Raw genomic sequence first — 17,824 nt, 5'->3', positions numbered from 1 at the left:
CCTTTTTAAAAGGGACAAGAGCAAATGCTCTTGTCCCCAACTATATTATAGAATATTAAATTTACCTTTTTTCAGTACTAATGAAGGTCCACCAACCATATATAATGCACGGTTATCGATCATTTTCTTCATAAATGATGCTTTTGTTCCAACAAGTTTTTTACCAAACACAACACCAACTGCATCATCTTCACCAAGGGAAGCTACAGATCCTTTAATGTCTGGTGTAAAAGTACCCATTTCTCCGCGTCCGCGAATGGCAACAGCCAAGTTTTTCGCACAAGTTTCACCTTGTTGCATCGCAATTTGAGCTGTTGGAGGATATGGACGATTAATTTCTTCGTTGATAATTAATGAACAATCTCCGATGATGAATACTTCATCATGTCCTGGAGCACGTAAGTATCCATCAACTTTTACACGGCCACGCATGTTTTCAAAGCCGGCTTCTTCCACAACGCTGTTCCCACGTACTCCTGCAGCCCAAACAACCGTACCAGCTTTAATTGTTTCAAGCTCTTCACCTTTTGCAACGATGATTCCATCTTCGATACATTCTTTAATAGCTGTACCGATCATGAATTCTACACCTTTCTTTTGAAGGTGATTTACAGCATAATCAACTAACTCAGGATCAAATCCAGGGAGTGCAGTTGGTGCTGCTTCAACACAAAGGATACGCACTTTCTTGAAATCAATATCATATTCTTTGCAAAGCTCAGGAATTCTGTTTCCAAGTTCACCTAAGAACTCGATACCCGTGAATCCTGCTCCACCTACAACGATAGTTAAACGCTCATCCTTCTTCTCTGCTTCCATATTGTATGTTGCAAATTGGTATTCAAGGTGCTCACGTAATTGTCTAGCTGAGTCAATGCTTGTAATTCCAAATGCAAATTCTTTTAATCCTTTAATACCGAAAGTTTCAGGATGTGCTCCTAATGAGATCACTAAATAATCATACTCAACCTCACCGTTTTCTAACACGACTTTTTTCGCTTCTTTATCAATTGAAACAACTGTGTCTTTCACAAAATTCACACGGTTATTGTCAATGATATCTTTAATTTGATAGCGAGCTCGATCGTGATGCAGTGTACCTGCTGAAGCTTCATGTAACCATGTTGTTTCATAGTGATAATCATTTTTATTCACTAACGTAATCTCAGCTTCATCAACACTGATTTGTTTTTGTAAACGAGTAATTGTAATTAATCCACCATAACCTGCACCTAAAATAACGACTCTTGGCTTTCTCACCGATACATCCACCTTTTCCTTAGAATTGTTGTCAAATTCGAATGATGTTTATTACTATAGTCCACCGAATTTCAACATTTTATTTAGTTTAAGAGATAAAACTTTGTGAAATGATTCACTTACCAAAACACACGTTGGTTATTTTCTCTTAGAAATACATATAAATATATATAATTACGCCTATACTCCATATTATCTATACTATCATTTTTTTTCAAGTAGTTTTTTCTTACAAGGTAGTATATTTTTTTTGGAAATATACTATAATTTAGAATATTTCGCTATTTTTTAATTTATAGCTACAAAGTTGGTAAGACATGAAATAACAGAGCTGGATATGATAAGATTCTGACATAGATGAAAAAAGGAGGATGTTTTGTGAAAGAAGATACGAAAGTTTATGATATAACCATTATCGGGGGAGGTCCTGTAGGATTATTTACAGCTTTCTATGGAGGAATGCGACAAGCAAGTGTCAAAATTATTGAGAGTCTTCCACAATTAGGCGGACAGCTTTCTACATTATATCCTGAAAAATACATATATGATGTTGCAGGCTTTCCAAAAGTAAGAGCTCAGGAACTTGTAGACAATTTAAAAGAACAAATGGGACAGTTTTCCCCTACAATCGTTCTGGAACAAGCAGTAGAACAACTTGATAAACAAGCAGACGGCGTTTTTAAGCTCACCACTAACAGTGAGGTTCATTATACGAAAACAATTATTATCACGGCTGGAAACGGCGCGTTCCAACCTAGAAAATTAGAGCTAGAGAATGCAGAAAAATATGAAAGTGAAAATTTACATTATTTTGTAGATGATTTAAATAAATTTGCTGGTCGAAATGTAGCAATCCTTGGCGGAGGTGATTCTGCTGTTGATTGGGCACTAATGCTAGAACCTATTGCTAAAAATGTAAAATTAATTCATCGACGTGATAAATTCAGAGCTCATGAGCATAGTGTTGAGCTTTTAAAAAAATCCAATGTTGATATTCTTACACCATTTGTCCCATCAGAGGTTGTCGGTGAACCAGCCATTACCCAATTAGTTTTAGAAGAGGTAAAAGGTGACCGTAAAGAAATGCTCGAAATTGATGACCTTATCGTGAATTACGGCTTTGTTTCTTCGCTAGGTCCAATTAAAACTTGGGGTTTAAGCATCGAAAAAAATTCTATTGTGGTTAATTCCAAAATGGAAACAAATATTGAAGGAATTTATGCGGCCGGAGATATTTGTACGTATGACGGTAAAGTGAAGCTAATTGCGAGTGGATTCGGTGAGGCTCCAACTGCTGTAAATAATGCAAAAGCCTTTTTGGATCCGAAAGCACGTGTTCAACCTTTACACAGTACCAGCCTTTTTAATTAACTATAAGAAAAAAAACGACTACTGAATTTTCAGCTAGTCGTTTTTTGATGTTAACATTCTTCCGGTGTACCAGTATTCGTTGCTGTTCTGAAAGATGAACCACATCCGCATGAAGCAATCGCATTTGGATTATCAATGGTGAAGCCGCCGCCCATCATGGACTGTTTGAAATCAATAATCGTACCATTTAAAATCGGGGCATCTTCTTTTTTGATAAGTACTGTCATTCCATGCTGTTCTAGAACTTGATCTTCTTCGCTAATCTCATGCTCAAAGCCCATACCATAGGAAAGGCCGCTGCAGCCTCCACCTTTGACTCCCACACGAAGATAAGCATTTTCTTCCTCATGTTCTTTCATCATATCTTTTATCTGAAAAGCAGCTGCTTCTGTAATTTTCACAATATCACTCATTAACATATACCTCCTCGCTCTTTATGAAAGGATCTATTTATAGTATACATCTAATAGTGCTCATCACTCAAATAATTCACTCTAGAGGTCACATATATTACCTTCTCATGAAAAAAGCACCTGTACACACAACTTCTGCAGGACCAGTCATTAAAACAGTACCTGTTTTTGTCCAATTGACTAACAGATCTCCTCCCGCAAGGTGGACAGTCGTTTCTTCTCCTTGGGAAGTATGACCATTAAGTACAGATGAAACCACTGCAGCACACGCTCCTGTACCACACGCTTGTGTAACACCGGACCCTCTTTCCCATACCCTAAAATGAAGCTCATTTTTTGATAGAACTTCTACAAACTCTACGTTTACTCCCTCAGGGAAACGTTCATCTTTTTCGACAATAGGACCCAGACTTGTAACAGGGGCTTGATTAATATTATCTACATAAAAGATAAGATGTGGATTTCCCATTGAGACTGCTGTTGCCTGGTAAACTTTACCCGCAAATTCCATCGGTTCATTAATCGTTTTTTCTTGGTTCTCGCCTGCCATTGGTAGATCTGCCTTAAGTAATCTTGGTTCCCCCATATCAACTGTTACTAACTCGACTACGCCATTTTTAACATGCACTTTTGCTTCAACAAGTCCTGATAATGTTTCGATTTGGAATGTTTCATTTGTTACTAATTTATGTTCGAATGCATATTTAGCAACACATCTTAACCCGTTTCCACAATTTTTTCCTTCAGACCCATCATTATTAAAAATCCTCATTTTTATTTCTGCTCGGTCGGAAGGACAAATGAGAATTAGCCCATCAGATCCAATACCTGTATAAACACTGGATACTTGTCTTGCAATCTCTGGTAAAGATTCTTCCTTAAGCTGTTCCTCAAAAAGATTCACATATATATAGCTATTACCTAAACCGTGCATTTTTGTAAATTGAAAAGAACTCATCATATGCCTCCAAAACTCTTTATTTTTACTAGTATAAGACGATAAAAGTATGAAAACAATAAAAATATCCCCCGTTCATTAAGTAAAAGCTTCCTGTAAGCGCAGGAAGCTTTTACTTAATGACCTTTTACCTATAAAAAACTAAAAACTAGTTCGTCATTCATATAAATCTGGTATAATCAGATCATATATTATCGTTCAAAAACTTATTAGGAGTGATTCCTATGAATAAAGAACTAGAGTGCTTGTATGATCGAAAAGTTGAGTGTCAAATCTGTAAAAATACATATGTGACAAAAAAAGTAAGAACACGTTTTATACGTGCTCAGCGACATGATACTGATTTTTGTTCATTCTATACTTCAACAAAGATTAATCCTCTGTTGTATTACGTTTCTGTTTGCCCAGTGTGTGGCTTTTCATCTTCAGAAGAATGTTCCGACTATTTTCCACCAATGGCAAAGGATCTCATTAAACAGAAAATCTGTCATAATTGGCAAAGAAAAGATTATGGTCAAGAACGTACATTAGACATGGCCATTAATTCATACAAATTAGGAATATACTGCGCGACGATAAAAAAGGAAAAACATATTGCACTTGGTGGTCTTTATATACGACTTGCCTGGTTATATAGAACTGAACAGGTAAATCCTCAAGAAGAACAGCGTTTTTTAAGGCTCGCCCTTGATGAATATATTTTATCCTATTCTGTAGGTGATTTTACCGATACATCTTTCTCTGAGACCAAGCTGCTTTACTTAATTGGAGATTTAAGTAGACGAGTTGGATTAGACGGACAAGCAACACGCTATTTTTCACGAGTCATTGAAAAACAAAAAGAAACGATTGAGAAAGGAATCGTTCAAATGGCGAAGGATCGCTGGAGTGAAATGCGGGAAACAAAAAAATCAGGGTAAAAAGCCACAAAAAGTGGCTTTTTTAAAACATTGGATTTTCTTCTAAAAATGTATACACATTCTCGACCAGCTCATCTGGCGTGTCACCCATGACCATTTCTCCATTTACTAACGCATATAATGAGTGGCCACATTTGCCACAATAGCTTAAACAACCATATTCTATAATATCTAAATTAGGGTCCTTTTCCAGCTTCTCTAACGCTGCTTGTCCCCCATTAGCTAAATTACTTATACAAAATTCAATAATTGGCTTCATTTATTCCCACCTCTCCAATGTTTATCCTAATAGGATAAGCATTAATACGTCAAATTTTATTATACTCTATGTTTTCTATCAAAAATTAAATATTTCAATTCATAGACCATTATACATCTGGAAACTTTTTTGTATAAAGTATAGAAATAGGATTGTAAACACTATCTAAATAATACATAATTGTGTTGTACTGTATCTTAGAATAGTTCATTTCACCAAAAAAGAAAACGTTCTTTCAGCATTTATATTGTGAAAAAATGCGAATTTCGTTATACTTTTTATGGAAATTTTCAATTATAGGTAAGAAAAAATATTTATTTTAAGATATAGGGTTATCTCTTTCTTATTCATTCATTTATGTAATACAACATTATTTTCAAAGAGTTTTTTAAAAAAAGTGGGGAAAAAGGAGTATTAAAAAATGAAGAACCTAGTTATCCTTGGTGGCGGGTACGGCGGAATGAGAGTCTTACTTCGCTTACTTCCGAATCAGCTACCTGACGATGTGCAAATTACTCTTATTGATAAAAACCCTTATCACTGTCTGAAAACTGAATATTATGCTCTGGCAGCAGGGACTATTTCCGATCATCATATTCGTGTATCCTTTCCGGAGCACCCTAGACTTCAAACTGAATTTGGCACAATTACAAAAGTTGATCCTAACAAAAAGGAAGTTATTCTAGATGAGGATCGTGCTATATCTTATGATGATCTTATTATCGGTTTAGGCTGTGAAGATAAATACCACAATGTTCCTGGTGCTGATGAGTACACATATAGCATCCAATCGATCGACCAATCTCGTAAAGCGTACCAAAAATTAAATAATTTACAAGCTGATGCAACTGTTGCCATAGTTGGGGCAGGATTAAGCGGTGTTGAGCTTGCCAGTGAGCTTAGAGAAAGTCGCAAAGATTTAAAAATAAAGTTATTTGACCGAAGCAAACACATTCTTTCCAGCTTTCCGGAAAGATTAAGCACTTATGTAGCCAATTGGTTCACTGAACATGGTGTTGAAATTATAAGTGAAGCCAATATTACTAAGGTAGAACCAAATATCGTATTTAATCATGATCAACCATTTGAATGTGATGCGATTGTTTGGACAGCCGGTATACAGCCAAATAAAGTTGTCAGGGATCTTGATGTTGAAAAAGATAATCAAGGAAGAGTTAAATTAACGACCCAGCATTTCATCCCTCAATATGAAGATATATTTGTCGTAGGTGACTGTGCAAGTCTGCCACATGCTCCCAGTGCCCAGTTAGCTGAAGCACAAGCTGAACAAATAGTTCAAGTTTTACTTAAAAAATGGAATAACGAGCCTCTTCCTGAAAATTTCCCACCATTTAAATTAAAGGGAGTTTTAGGATCATTAGGAAAGAAACAAGGCTTCGGACTTGTTAATGACAGACCTTTAATGGGTCGTGTTCCACGATTATTAAAATCCGGTGTTCTTTGGATGTACAAATATCATAACGGATAATAAAAACACACACACTCGTCGAGTGTGTGTGTTTATGTTCATCACTGACCTTCATACCCGTACCTTTCCATTTCTTCGTAAATGGTTTTCAGTCGCGGGCTTCCTTCACCAACAACCTTGCCTTCAATCACAACTAGTGGATAAAAATATTCATCATCTAAAATCTTTTGAACAAATTCCTGTTTTTCTTCATCATGTTGAGGTTTATCAATATCAATATAAGTGATATGAAAAGGCTGATTATTAAATTTTCGTTTCAGTGCTGCATCAAGCCATTCATATGTTTCCTTTGCTGATGGTAAATTAACACAGCTTGGACAAAGTACCTCTGCACCATATACACTAATTTCAACTTTTTTCACTCTAACACCACCGCTCTTTTCTACATTGTATTCCATTTCTTAAAATCTTTCCATCTTCATCATTTGGGTATACTTACTAATGTAAACAGGTGGTTATCTCTTACGTTTATAAAAGAAATATGATAAACTATACTCGATTACTTAATGAAAAAAATAAATCATTCAATTAGATTTTTCTCGCGATTTCAAATATAATATGAAATAAGGAAAGGAGTCGATCATAATGACAACTGAAACTGCAATGTTTGAACAAGTTCAAGAAGTCCTAGATAAATTACGTCCATTCTTACTTCGTGACGGAGGAGATTGTGAACTTGTTGATGTAGAAGATGGTATTGTAAAACTTCGCCTTTTAGGTGCTTGTGGAAGCTGCCCAAGCTCAACAATCACATTAAAAGCTGGTATAGAACGTGCATTATTAGAAGAAGTACCAGGAGTTGTAGAAGTAGAGCAAGTGTTTTAATAATGTGAAAGAACTCGGTAGACCATTTTGGTTTATCGAGTTTTTTTATTTTCATTTACATTGTTATTACTTGTGTTGCTTATTATTAAGCATGACTTTTTAATTCTTATTTAATCTTAGTTTGTCCTTCATTAGTCTTATGAAAGACTTTTTCTTTCTGTATTTCCTTTGATTTGTTCTTCATCCTACCAATGAATGACTTTTCCTTTCTTTTTTTGTTTTATTTGTCCTTCATCTCCTATGTTTAATGCACTTCCTATACCCCAAAAACATTGTAAAAAATAAAAGGCATGCCTCATATTATGAGTACATGCCTAAAAAGCTAATTAGTATTAAATAAGACCCGCTTGTGAGCGTCTTCTCATTATAAACTCTTTATCTCCTGCACCTGCTCTACTCGACAGCCAACTACATCTATCTCCAAGCTTTCAACATTACAATTTACAAAATCTTTCGCAAGTGTTTGAGCAAGGTCATTTCCCTTTCCTTTTGCTGTGAAACAAATGACAGTTGGACCTGCCCCGCTTAGCGCTGAACCATAGGCACCCAGATGTTGAATTTTTTCTTGAACAGCCTGAATCTCTGGAATCAGCTTGCCGCGATATGGTTGATGAAATAAGTCTTTAACCATCATCTCTCCAACAAGGTTCCAGTTATTTGTAAGAAGTCCAGCCACGAGCATATTGCTAATCGCACTAGCTTCTACAGCGTTTTTATAGGATAGTTCTTGTGGCAAAACATTTCTAGCGTCACTTGTGAATACCTCGTATTTCGGAATCACGACAACCGTATCTACATCGATATTCTTTACACAAACCAAGTTTGTTTTTTCAGCCTGGTGTAAACCAATAACCAAACCTCCGTATAATGACGCCCCAACATTGTCAGGATGTCCTTCTTCAAGACTTGCAACCCGAAGTTTTTCTTCATCACTCAATTGCAACTGACAAAGCTGATTAGCAAGCTCAATCCCGGCAATAATAGCAGCGGCACTGCTTCCAATTCCTCTTGCCATAGGAATGTCACTCCACACCTTTACCTCACAAGGAGGAAGGGTTTTGTTGTACGTTTCTGCAACTTGTATAGCAACCTTAGCAATTAAATTATCTTCATTTGTAGGTAGATCCTTTACATGCTCTGTCATCGGCAAAAAAAGCAATTTGTCTGCTTTTTTCACCTCAAGTGTTAAGTACTTACCAAGGGCAAGACCGATAGAATCAAAGCCAGGACCTAAATTAGCTGTACTGCCCGGAACGATAATTCTTAACATGTCCCCTTCAATCATTGTACCGGTACTCCGCTTAATTGCTGTAAGAATGCTTCCTCGTCATTTGGAAGTACGATCGGCTTAATTTCAGAAACATCGATTGCTGTGTTAGGATCTTTTAATCCATTACCAGTTAAAACAGCTACAACCTTGCTTCCTTCTGCAATAAGACCTAATTTGCGATGTTTGATAAGACCTGCGATTGACGCACATGAACCAGGCTCAGCAAAAACACCTTCTTCACGGGCAATCAATTGATATGCTTCAAGAATTTCCTCATCTGTTACCGAATCAATACGGCCATTTGATTCTTCCTTCGCTTTAACTGCTGTTTCCCAGCTGGCTGGATTTCCGATACGAATCGCAGTTGCTACTGTTTCAGGATTCTCAATTGGTTCACCGCGAACAATGGCTGCTGCACCTTCTGCCTGGAAACCGTGAATTTTAGGTAAGCCAGTTTGTTTTTTCTCATTGTATTCCTTGAATCCTTTCCAGTACGCAGTAATATTACCTGCATTCCCTACAGGAATAGCCAAATAATCCGGAGCACTTCCCAATTGCTCACAAACTTCAAATGCAGCTGTTTTTTGACCTTCAATACGGTAAGGATTAACAGAGTTAACAAGTGTAATCGGTAGCTTTTTACTTATGTTACGAACCATTGTTAACGCATGATCAAAGTTTCCTTGAATCGCGTAAATATCAGCACCATACATAACTGCTTGAGCTAATTTTCCGAAAGCAATTTTCCCGTCAGGAATAAGAACGATACACTTCATATTCGCTCTGGCTGCATAAGCTGCTGCAGCTGCTGATGTGTTTCCTGTAGAAGCACAGATAACTGTATCACTGCCTTCTTCTTTTGCTTTAGCAACTGCCATAACCATTCCACGGTCTTTAAATGAGCCTGTAGGGTTTGTTCCCTCTGTTTTCACATAAAGCTCCACACCCAGCTTTTCAGAAAGCTTAGGAAGATGGATAAGTGGTGTATTTCCTTCTTGAAGTGTTAATTTAGGTGTTTTTTCTGAAACTGGTAAAAACTCTGCAAATTCTTGAATTAAGCCTTTCCACATCATACTAATTCGTTCCCTTCTACACGATAAGTACTTTTTACTTCTTCTACTACATCTAAATCATTCAGGAGTTGTAATATTTCTTCAAAGTCACTTTGTGCAGCTTTATGTGTGACAATGACAATTTCTGCAAGGTTGCTGTTTTTTATTGGTAACTGCAGGATTTTCTCAAAGCTTACGCCTCTCTCAGAGAAAAGTGATGTAATATTTGCAAAAGCTCCAACTTGATCTTTCGCACTAATTCTTAAAAAGTGTTGAGCGTAAATATGCTCAGGACTTTTTAATTGTTTTTCAAATTGAGGTGCTACCGCACTTCTTCCGTTAACATCAAGTCTCATATTTTTCATTACACCAACTAAATCGGACACAACAGCTGTTGCAGTTGGTAAGCTTCCTGCTCCAGGACCATAAAACATTGTTTCTCCTACAGCTTCACCATACACATAAACCGCATTGTACTCATCATTAACTGATGCTAGCGGATGTGTTTCAGGTAATAATGTTGGCTCAACTGATACTTCAATTTTTCCGTTTTCACGCTCAGCGATTCCAATTAGTTTCATAGTGTAACCTAGACGTTTACTATAACTAATATCATCATCTGTTACACTTGAAATCCCATTTACATTTACATCATCTAAATCAACATGCATCGAGAAACCAAGTCTGGCAAGGATTGCCATTTTCCTTGCCGCATCCAATCCTTCTACATCTGATGTAGGATCCGCTTCCGCATAGCCTAAGTCCTGTGCTTCTTTTAACACTTCATCATATGCACTACCGAATTTGGACATCTTTGTGAGAATAAAGTTTGTTGTTCCATTCACAATTCCCATCATTTTTGTAATCCGATCAGATGCTAATCCATCTACTAAACTACGTAAAATTGGAATACCTCCTGCAACACTTGCTTCATAAAATAAATCACAGCCGTTTTCTGTCGCAATCGATAATAATTCTGTTCCGTACACTGCCATTAAATCCTTATTCGCTGTTACAACATGTTTTTTTGCTTTTAACGCTTCGATCAATTGCTTGCGTGTTTCTTCCACGCCACCCATTACTTCAATGACAACGTCAATATCAGGGTTATGAATAACATCCTCTACATTTGTTGTAAGCATTTCTTTATCGATATGAACTTGACGCTCTTTTTCTATATTTTTCACGACAACTTTCTTTACTTTTACCGGACATCCTACTTGATGCATAAGTTTATCTTGATGGTCTTCAATAATTTTCACAACACCACTACCAACCGTACCGAGACCTAAAAGTCCAACATGAATTGCCTCCACACTACTCCACTCCTTCTTGTATATCCATAAAGTACAACTGTACTCTCATAAAAGACACTAATAATATACTTGTCATTATAAGATGCTTAGAACTGTTTTACAAGGGTGAATTTTCAGTTTTTTAAATTAAAACGTTTTCACTCCAAAAAAATATATAAATGAACACTTTTTAATTAAATAACCACCCTTGTTTTTGGCTCATTTCCATTAAGAACTGCTGCTATATTCATTGCGCAAAGCTTCATCATGGCGTACCTTGTTTCATAGCTTGCACTTCCGATATGCGGGAGAGCCACAACATTATGTAATCCAACAAGAGGATGCTCGGCACCAATCGGTTCATTTAAAAAGACGTCAAGCCCTGCTCCTGCTATCTCTCCATTTACAAGAGCCTCATACAAGTCATCTTCATTTACAACAGCTCCCCGACTCGCATTGATAAATATGCTTGAGTTTTTCATTTTTTGAAAGGTATCTTTATTAAAAAGCTCTCTTGTTTCCGGAGTTAAAGGTGCGAGACATACAATAAAATCTGAAACAGTAACCAATTCATCAAATGAACTATAAGTTGCACCTAATGTTTTTTCAGCGTTTTCATTTCTTGAACGATTATGATAAAGAATGTCCATCCCAAAACCTGTTGCACGCTTTGCGACAGCCTGTCCTATTTTACCCATTCCGACAATGCCAATCGTTTTATGGTGAACATCATGTCCTGCTAACAATAATGGTCCCCAGCTTTTCCATTGATTTTGTTTAACATATTCAGAAGCTTCCATTAAACGCCTTGCTGTTGAGAGCAATAATCCAAATGTCAGGTCAGCAGTTGTGTCAGTTAATATATCAGGGGTATTACACACAACAATACCTTTTGAGTCGGCATATTGAACATCAATATTATCAAATCCTACCGCAAGATTAGCGATCACTTTCAATTGGCCTGCCTTATCGAGTAATTCCTTATCGATAGAATCTGAAAGCATTGTTAATAAACCATCTGCCTTTTCAGCCTTTTCAAGTAAAATTTCACGGGGACAAGGTATTTCCTCTTCCTTCCACATGTCAACATCCGCCACTTCATATAGCTGTTTTAACTGTTCTTCTGAGCATTTTCTCGTAATATAGATGTAAGGTCTTTTCATCTTTTTCACCTCTTCTATTAAATGAACTACCTTTATTTTATCATAATAAAAAAGAATCCTCCCTATAAGTATTGGAGGATTCTTAATGATATTATGAGTATGTCGTTAACCACTCTATGTTTGGAAGCATGATTCTTTTTGTCTTCATGGATAACATGCTCGCATAGGCTCGTAAGAAAGCTTCATATTGTGCAGAATCATTTAGAATACGTTTTAATTCTTCTTCAAATAATGGTTTTACATCTTCGGGTGATAAATAGTATTCTTCCACACATTCAAAGTAATGGATAGGAAATAACAATCGGCTGTAAATTAATCTCCAGGAAAATGGAGATAATGGCGATGTTCTATCATACTCTTCCAGAAATCGAAAGCCTTCCAGCTTTAGCTGCTCTTGTTTTTCAAAGTAAAGATGTCTCATATATTCTGCTATATCCCTACTAGCGTGGTCAAACACCCAGTCAACAGGCGATTTAATCATCAATGCCGGATTCCACGTTGTTGAATGAAATCTTTGGTGACAAATGGTTCCTGAGTCATTTGGAAGTGGTTCCTCATCCAGTTCTGTGTCTACTAAATATTGAATCGCATTTTCCGCCAGCCCTAAATAATATGGAAATGATTCAACAAACATTTTTTCAAATTGAGTGAGTGGTTGTGTTTGGACTTTTCCTCTCCAAAACATTTCTAATTGATCTAACCGTTTCTCCCATAAGACTTTCCACTGGCCGATACGCTGGGTCTTCGTAACTTGATAAGGATAGACCCTTGCTTTCGCGTGGAAACGAGCTAGGTCTCTTCCAGGTTGTGTAGAGCGCCCTTCTGTATAGGCTGAGCATTTCATTACGACATACCTTACTTGATTTTCTTCAAAAAACAAATGATTTTTTTTGGTTAATACAAAACTTGCAACATATGGTTCTCTTTTTTCAATCATAAATTGACTTAATTGATATAGTTCAAATAATTCCTCTTCTTCTATATGCGAAACTGGTACAATCACAAATTGGGTTTGATGCAGACGAAATGAATCATATCGTCCAACCTTTTCGAATTCTGTTACCTTAATACCATACTCATCATATATTGTTTTTTTCACCACATTTCCCCCCTGTATTGCATTCCCTATTCTATCGTAATCATTTATTGGGAAGTTTATGATTAAATGAGGAAGGGAGAAGCCTTTTTTTGGAGAAGTATACTATAAGGATCGGTTTCTATTTACAGCATAAACGATTACCAATCCTTGATTTCGTTAAGAATGGTAAAAGTTCATTGTTTTTAAAGTTTACATGCATATATCCAGGCATGGCATCATACAATGAATGAATACACCATATGCAAAATAAAAGAATGGGTGATCAAGATGAAAAGCAATGAAAAAATGGATTTTGTAGAAAAAACAGCTAGAGATTGGTTAGTCAAAAGAGGAGTCAAAATAGAAGATATAGCAGACCTCGTTTATTTTCTTCAAGAAAAATATCATCCGAATTTATCAATGGACGATTGCATTGAAAATGTAGACAGAGTCCTGACAAAAAGAGAAGTTCAAAATGCCATTCTTACTGGAATACAGTTTGACATACTTTCTGAAAAAGGCCAATTAGAGGAACCATTACAATCGATCATAGCGACTGATGAGAGCTTGTATGGTGTAGACGAAATTTTAGCCTTTTCGATTGTCAATATATATGGATCAATCGGTTTCACTAATTATGGATATATCGATAAAATGAAACCAGGTATATTACAGGCCCTAAACGATAAGTCATCAGGACAATGCCATACTTTTTTAGATGATATTGTTGGAGCTATTGCAGCGGCTGCTTCAAGCAGACTTGCTCATAGAGCTAAAAATGTGGAATAAGCTTTGAAATATTGAAAATAGGAAAAGCCATCAGACAGGTTAGAAGATGCTAATCGATGTCCATATGGCTTTTTCTTATGTTTATGATTGAAGCAAGTTTAAATAATCTGTTAATGAATCAACTGAGTATGTTGGTTTTTGCTCGTATCGCTCTAAATGCACCCTTGTCGTAACCCCTGTATGAACAAGCAATGTATCCAATCCACAGTTCATTCCAGCTTTTATATCTGTATCATAATTATCCCCTACCATGATCACCTTGTCCGAATCCATCCCAAGAACTTGTATTGCCTGTTCAACAATAATTTTTTCCGGCTTCCCAATGAAAATCGGTTTTGTATTGGTCGAAACAGAAACAACTGAGGTTAAAGCTCCATTTCCAGGTAAAAGACCTCTTTCTGTCGGAATTGCAATATCTGCATTTGTTGAGATAAAGGTGGCTCCATTACGTACCGCAATACATGCCTTCGCAAGCTTTTCATAGGAAATTTCCCTATCAATTCCAGTAACAACAAAATCGGGATTTTCTTCTACAATCTGCAGTCCACTTGATTGAAGGGCTTGTTTTAACCCCTCTTCTCCTATCATATATACAGCAGCATTTGCCTTTTTTTGAGCTATAAAGTTGGCTGTTGCCTGACTAGTGGTGAACACACGATCTTCTGTTGCTAAAATATCAAATTCATTTAGCTTTTTCGCCACACGTTCAGGTGGCTGTGATGAATTATTTGTAACAAACAAATATGGTATGTTTTTCTCTGCTAAATAGTGAACAAATCGACTTGCATCTTCAATTCTCTCCGTCCCTCTATACATCGTCCCATCTAAATCTATAAGGTAACCACCATAGGTTTTCAATCGAAATTCCTCCTTTTCCTCAATAGAAAGAAGGATGACTTCATCGTCACCCTTTAGCTCTATTTTATATACCACCTTAACGGGCAGTATATCTCCCACTTTAAGATTGGAGTAAAACAGAGAAGATAAACTGTCCGTAAAGATCCGATACGTCTCGCTAAGCCACTCCACTGATGGAATTCTCACTTTATTTATTTAAAGGTATGAAAGCTGAAACCGGACCAAGCTCATTTTCCAGATAATGTTTAACGTCGTATGAAAAACTAACTAAACCTTGTTTATGAGAAGAAATAGTCGTCACCAGTTCCTGATGATCGATTTCAATGTAATCTTGTACAAGTTTTTTTCTAAGCATAATAACCTGCTTTAAATTATGGGCATTTCCTTCATTCACTACTTTTTCATCCAGCAGAATGTCAATGATATCCTCATAGCTTCCAGGGTCTCTCATAATAAAGCCATCAATCATCGCATTACCAACATCAATGATCGTCTCAATAAACATATGACAAATACGCTCAAGTGCTGCTTTTTCCAAGTCACTGCTCCAAGTGGACTGATGTTCAAACTGTTTAATCTTTTTATTTAAAAAGTCTAGCTTTGCTTCAATCTGTCCCCGATCAACAAAATACAAAATATCACCTTCCTATAATAGAGCAACACGTTCTTTCTCCAAAATACCAGGCTTTGCATAGAAATAGCCTTGTGCCAAGTCTACCTGGTTTCTCTTCAGAACATCCGCTTCTTCCTTCTTTTCAATTCCTTCTGCTACTACAAGCGAACCTGTTTCACGAGCAATTAATATAAGGCCTTTTAACATCGATTCCTTTACCTTGCTCGTGTCAATGTCTTGAATAACTGAGCGGTCAATCTTGATAATATCAGGTAGAATTTCACTTATTGTATGTAAGCTTGAATACCCGGCACCTGTATCATCAACCGCAATTCGAAACCCCTTTTTGCGCAATTGTTTAATATTATCATGGAAAAAGTTTAAACCTTCAATGGAATCTCTTTCTGTTACTTCAAAAATCATCTTTTTAGGATTAATATCAGGATGACGTGTTAACAACTTGTCAAGGCCTGCTATGAATCGTTTATTCCCAAGAGTGATCGGAGTAAAGTTAAGGAATACATCATCCTCACATCCAACAGCATCAATTAATTGAAATGATTTTTCCAACACTAATAACTCAAGGTCATATATTAAATTTGACTGTCTGGCAAGGGAAAATAACTGGAGTGGATTTTCAAGTGCTGTCCCTTTAGGACCTCTTGTTAAAAACTCCCATGCTTTAATTTGATTGCTAGATAAATCAATGATAGGCTGAGCCAACAACGATATATCCCGTTTTTGAATAATCTCCCGCATTTCCAGTAGTGTTTCAATATATCGGGATTGTATTCGTTTTTCCGCCATGGCAACTGCTTGTTGCTGAGCTGTATATAAAGCTTCTTGTGTAGTGGAATATGTTCTTTCGATAAACATATATCCAACTTCAAAGGATTGCTTAAAATATGGATATTTAATAAACATATACTTTTCTAATTTCGGAAGAAGAATTCTAATTAATTTCTCAATATGTATAACACTTTGTTTGTCATCGTTAATTTTAAAAAAGATCGTAAGACCTTCACTATAATAATCATGCACAACTAGAAGATCTTCACGGAAAGGGGAATGCTCAACTACTTCCCTAAATCCTTCCCTAAGCACGCTTTTATATTCTTTAAGCTGTACTGGTTCGAATTGCTGGGAAAATTCACGTAGGTTTGAAATGGTGATCACAACGACAGCAACCTGATTTCCTTGTGTCATTGCTTGATAGACACCTTCTAAGATTGGGTCCCTTAGTACAAATTTTGGTGGATAATACTTTAATTTATTTTGACGCACAAAAAGTTTACTCCACTTTTTCAACCTGCTTATATGCTTATCACAAGACCCACTCATCATATGTACTCAACCCTTCTGGCATTAACCTATACATACGTCATATTTTATCATATTTTTCTGTCTTTCGACTGATTTCCCGGAAAAATTTATTACCTCAGACATTTATGTTAGGAAGAGGATTTGTTATGATAACAATAGTCTTAGGTTAAGATTAAAGGAGAGATACAATGTCTGAACGCTTTTTTTATATGATGATACTGTTGAAACTAAAACACGTTTCGTCAGTTTTATGGGGGATAACCAGCGATTTGATTTAGCAGTTATTCAAAGTGACCGATATTATGGAAAACAACTTGTATTGGATATACAAAGTAACCGTTTTGCCATTATTGGAGAAGATGACCTAAAGGAACCAGGTTATATAGAGCATGCCTTTAACTTAAATGAAGAAAATGCTGAGGAGCTTCGTGATTTCTTATTTGAGATCGTTTAATGTAAGAATAATTTTAAAAGAAAAATGTGAAAAACCCCCAATAAAAACATAAGAGGGGTTTTCACATGCCGAGTATACTTATTTCTTTACTTTTTTCAAAACAAAATATGCACAGCCAAAGTTACAATACTCAAAAATGTACTCCTCAAGGGTACTGATTTTTGTGTCGTATGTAGCTTTTTGGTTTTGATCATCGAAAAAGCCTCTTAGTCTTAACTGATTATATCCCCAATCTCCAACAATAAAATCATATTTATTTAAAATTTCACTGTATCTTTCTTTAAATGCTTCTTCATTAAATCCATCTTTTTCTTCTTTGACTAATTCAAAAAATTGATTCTGAACAGTTATCATGATTTTCACCTCATCCATATTCACTATTCTTATCATAATCGAAACAACCTCAACCATCAATTGCTATGCAATTTTCCTCT

At 36.2% G+C, this 17,824-nt stretch carries 19 protein-coding genes and 1 pseudogene; 6 read left to right on the top strand and 14 right to left on the bottom strand.

What is annotated here, in order from left to right:
• Window positions 1-45 precede the first annotated feature (45 nt).
• Window positions 46-1,260, bottom strand: a complete 1,215-nt coding sequence (locus AC0L8O_RS02495; RefSeq protein WP_473446467.1) for an NAD(P)/FAD-dependent oxidoreductase — start codon at window positions 1,258-1,260, stop codon at window positions 46-48.
• 378 nt (window positions 1,261-1,638) lie between these two features.
• Here AC0L8O_RS02495 and yumC point away from each other — a divergent pair, with 378 nt between their 5' ends.
• The gene (yumC, locus tag AC0L8O_RS02490; RefSeq protein ID WP_473446465.1) at window positions 1,639-2,631 is read left to right on the top strand and encodes a ferredoxin--NADP reductase 2; all 993 of its coding nucleotides are present in this window, start codon (window positions 1,639-1,641) and stop codon (window positions 2,629-2,631) included.
• Window positions 2,632-2,681: 50 nt separating this feature from the next.
• Here the strand turns inward: yumC and AC0L8O_RS02485 are convergent, their stop codons facing one another.
• Both AC0L8O_RS02485 and dapF read right to left on the bottom strand, forming a co-directional pair.
• On the bottom strand, window positions 2,682-3,044 hold the full coding sequence (locus AC0L8O_RS02485) for a HesB/IscA family protein (protein WP_026559023.1): 363 nt from the start codon (window positions 3,042-3,044) through the stop codon (window positions 2,682-2,684).
• Between the two features lie 97 nt (window positions 3,045-3,141).
• Window positions 3,142-4,002, bottom strand: a complete 861-nt coding sequence (dapF, locus tag AC0L8O_RS02480) for a diaminopimelate epimerase (RefSeq protein WP_473448603.1) — start codon at window positions 4,000-4,002, stop codon at window positions 3,142-3,144.
• A gap of 224 nt (window positions 4,003-4,226) precedes the next feature.
• Between dapF and AC0L8O_RS02475 the strand changes: the two genes are divergently transcribed.
• A complete protein-coding gene (locus tag AC0L8O_RS02475; RefSeq protein ID WP_473446464.1) occupies window positions 4,227-4,922 on the top strand; it encodes a DUF2225 domain-containing protein in 696 nt (231 codons plus the stop codon).
• Between the two features lie 22 nt (window positions 4,923-4,944).
• Here AC0L8O_RS02475 and AC0L8O_RS02470 read toward each other — a convergent pair whose 3' ends face one another.
• Window positions 4,945-5,181 (bottom strand): YuzB family protein, encoded by a 237-nt coding sequence (locus tag AC0L8O_RS02470; RefSeq protein ID WP_026559026.1) that lies wholly within the window; start codon window positions 5,179-5,181, stop codon window positions 4,945-4,947.
• 421 nt (window positions 5,182-5,602) lie between these two features.
• Between AC0L8O_RS02470 and AC0L8O_RS02465 the strand changes: the two genes are divergently transcribed.
• Window positions 5,603-6,670 carry an NAD(P)/FAD-dependent oxidoreductase gene (locus AC0L8O_RS02465; RefSeq protein WP_026559027.1) on the top strand — a complete coding sequence of 356 codons (1,068 nt, stop codon included), beginning with the start codon at window positions 5,603-5,605 and terminating at the stop codon, window positions 6,668-6,670.
• A gap of 41 nt (window positions 6,671-6,711) precedes the next feature.
• Here the strand turns inward: AC0L8O_RS02465 and AC0L8O_RS02460 are convergent, their stop codons facing one another.
• A complete protein-coding gene (locus AC0L8O_RS02460; protein ID WP_473446463.1) occupies window positions 6,712-7,032 on the bottom strand; it encodes a YuzD family protein in 321 nt (106 codons plus the stop codon).
• Window positions 7,033-7,255: 223 nt separating this feature from the next.
• On the opposite strand from AC0L8O_RS02460, the gene AC0L8O_RS02455 reads away from it, so the two are divergent.
• Window positions 7,256-7,495 (top strand): NifU family protein, encoded by a 240-nt coding sequence (locus tag AC0L8O_RS02455; protein WP_026559029.1) that lies wholly within the window; start codon window positions 7,256-7,258, stop codon window positions 7,493-7,495.
• Window positions 7,496-7,859: 364 nt separating this feature from the next.
• Here the strand turns inward: AC0L8O_RS02455 and thrB are convergent, their stop codons facing one another.
• The 5 genes from thrB to yutH form a co-directional block, all read right to left on the bottom strand.
• On the bottom strand, window positions 7,860-8,780 hold the full coding sequence (thrB, locus tag AC0L8O_RS02450) for a homoserine kinase (RefSeq protein WP_473446462.1): 921 nt from the start codon (window positions 8,778-8,780) through the stop codon (window positions 7,860-7,862).
• On the bottom strand, window positions 8,777-9,835 hold the full coding sequence (gene thrC / locus AC0L8O_RS02445; RefSeq protein WP_078433422.1) for a threonine synthase: 1,059 nt from the start codon (window positions 9,833-9,835) through the stop codon (window positions 8,777-8,779). Before thrC ends, thrB begins: the two co-directional genes overlap by 4 nt.
• Complete coding sequence (locus AC0L8O_RS02440; RefSeq protein ID WP_473446460.1) at window positions 9,835-11,133, bottom strand: homoserine dehydrogenase; 1,299 nt, start codon at window positions 11,131-11,133, stop codon at window positions 9,835-9,837. The genes thrC and AC0L8O_RS02440 overlap by 1 nt, the downstream gene beginning before the upstream one ends.
• Before the next feature lie 173 nt (window positions 11,134-11,306).
• On the bottom strand, window positions 11,307-12,275 hold the full coding sequence (locus tag AC0L8O_RS02435) for a 2-hydroxyacid dehydrogenase (RefSeq protein WP_473446459.1): 969 nt from the start codon (window positions 12,273-12,275) through the stop codon (window positions 11,307-11,309).
• A 91-nt stretch (window positions 12,276-12,366) separates the two neighbouring features.
• Window positions 12,367-13,377, bottom strand: a complete 1,011-nt coding sequence (gene yutH / locus AC0L8O_RS02430) for a spore coat putative kinase YutH (RefSeq protein ID WP_473446458.1) — start codon at window positions 13,375-13,377, stop codon at window positions 12,367-12,369.
• Window positions 13,378-13,641: 264 nt separating this feature from the next.
• Between yutH and AC0L8O_RS02425 the strand changes: the two genes are divergently transcribed.
• On the top strand, window positions 13,642-14,142 hold the full coding sequence (locus tag AC0L8O_RS02425; protein ID WP_026559035.1) for a phosphatidylglycerophosphatase A family protein: 501 nt from the start codon (window positions 13,642-13,644) through the stop codon (window positions 14,140-14,142).
• A gap of 81 nt (window positions 14,143-14,223) precedes the next feature.
• Here AC0L8O_RS02425 and AC0L8O_RS02420 read toward each other — a convergent pair whose 3' ends face one another.
• From AC0L8O_RS02420 to AC0L8O_RS02410, 3 genes are all read right to left on the bottom strand, one after another.
• Complete coding sequence (locus AC0L8O_RS02420) at window positions 14,224-15,000, bottom strand: TIGR01457 family HAD-type hydrolase (protein WP_473446457.1); 777 nt, start codon at window positions 14,998-15,000, stop codon at window positions 14,224-14,226.
• Between the two features lie 187 nt (window positions 15,001-15,187).
• Window positions 15,188-15,634, bottom strand: a complete 447-nt coding sequence (locus tag AC0L8O_RS02415) for a DUF86 domain-containing protein (RefSeq protein WP_473446456.1) — start codon at window positions 15,632-15,634, stop codon at window positions 15,188-15,190.
• A gap of 12 nt (window positions 15,635-15,646) precedes the next feature.
• Window positions 15,647-16,897, bottom strand: a complete 1,251-nt coding sequence (locus AC0L8O_RS02410; RefSeq protein WP_473446455.1) for an EAL domain-containing protein — start codon at window positions 16,895-16,897, stop codon at window positions 15,647-15,649.
• A gap of 241 nt (window positions 16,898-17,138) precedes the next feature.
• On the opposite strand from AC0L8O_RS02410, the pseudogene AC0L8O_RS02405 reads away from it, so the two are divergent.
• Window positions 17,139-17,390 (top strand): annotated as a pseudogene (locus tag AC0L8O_RS02405) (DUF3055 domain-containing protein); the annotation flags it as partial.
• Between the two features lie 78 nt (window positions 17,391-17,468).
• On the opposite strand, the gene AC0L8O_RS02400 reads toward AC0L8O_RS02405, so the two are convergent.
• Window positions 17,469-17,744 (bottom strand): YutD family protein, encoded by a 276-nt coding sequence (locus AC0L8O_RS02400; RefSeq protein ID WP_216776582.1) that lies wholly within the window; start codon window positions 17,742-17,744, stop codon window positions 17,469-17,471.
• Window positions 17,745-17,824: the final 80 nt, after the last annotated feature.

The sequence above is a fragment of the Metabacillus sp. KJ11-3 genome (assembly GCF_055808295.1).
This window is presented reverse-complemented; position numbering and strand designations above follow the sequence as displayed.

What these genes read in the sequence shown, in the direction of transcription:
- AC0L8O_RS02425 (WP_026559035.1), top strand. Translation starts at nt 13,642, where the DNA reads ATGAAAAGCAATGAAAAAATGGATTTTGTAGAAAAAACAGCTAGAGAT.
- AC0L8O_RS02455 (WP_026559029.1), top strand. Translation starts at nt 7,256, where the DNA reads ATGACAACTGAAACTGCAATGTTTGAACAAGTTCAAGAAGTCCTAGAT.
- thrC (WP_078433422.1), bottom strand. Translation starts at nt 9,835, where the DNA reads ATGTGGAAAGGCTTAATTCAAGAATTTGCAGAGTTTTTACCAGTTTCA.
- thrB (WP_473446462.1), bottom strand. Translation starts at nt 8,780, where the DNA reads ATGATTGAAGGGGACATGTTAAGAATTATCGTTCCGGGCAGTACAGCT.
- AC0L8O_RS02465 (WP_026559027.1), top strand. Translation starts at nt 5,603, where the DNA reads ATGAAGAACCTAGTTATCCTTGGTGGCGGGTACGGCGGAATGAGAGTC.
- AC0L8O_RS02485 (WP_026559023.1), bottom strand. Translation starts at nt 3,044, where the DNA reads ATGAGTGATATTGTGAAAATTACAGAAGCAGCTGCTTTTCAGATAAAA.
- AC0L8O_RS02475 (WP_473446464.1), top strand. Translation starts at nt 4,227, where the DNA reads ATGAATAAAGAACTAGAGTGCTTGTATGATCGAAAAGTTGAGTGTCAA.
- dapF (WP_473448603.1), bottom strand. Translation starts at nt 4,002, where the DNA reads ATGAGTTCTTTTCAATTTACAAAAATGCACGGTTTAGGTAATAGCTAT.
- AC0L8O_RS02400 (WP_216776582.1), bottom strand. Translation starts at nt 17,744, where the DNA reads ATGATAACTGTTCAGAATCAATTTTTTGAATTAGTCAAAGAAGAAAAA.
- AC0L8O_RS02435 (WP_473446459.1), bottom strand. Translation starts at nt 12,275, where the DNA reads ATGAAAAGACCTTACATCTATATTACGAGAAAATGCTCAGAAGAACAG.
- AC0L8O_RS02470 (WP_026559026.1), bottom strand. Translation starts at nt 5,181, where the DNA reads ATGAAGCCAATTATTGAATTTTGTATAAGTAATTTAGCTAATGGGGGA.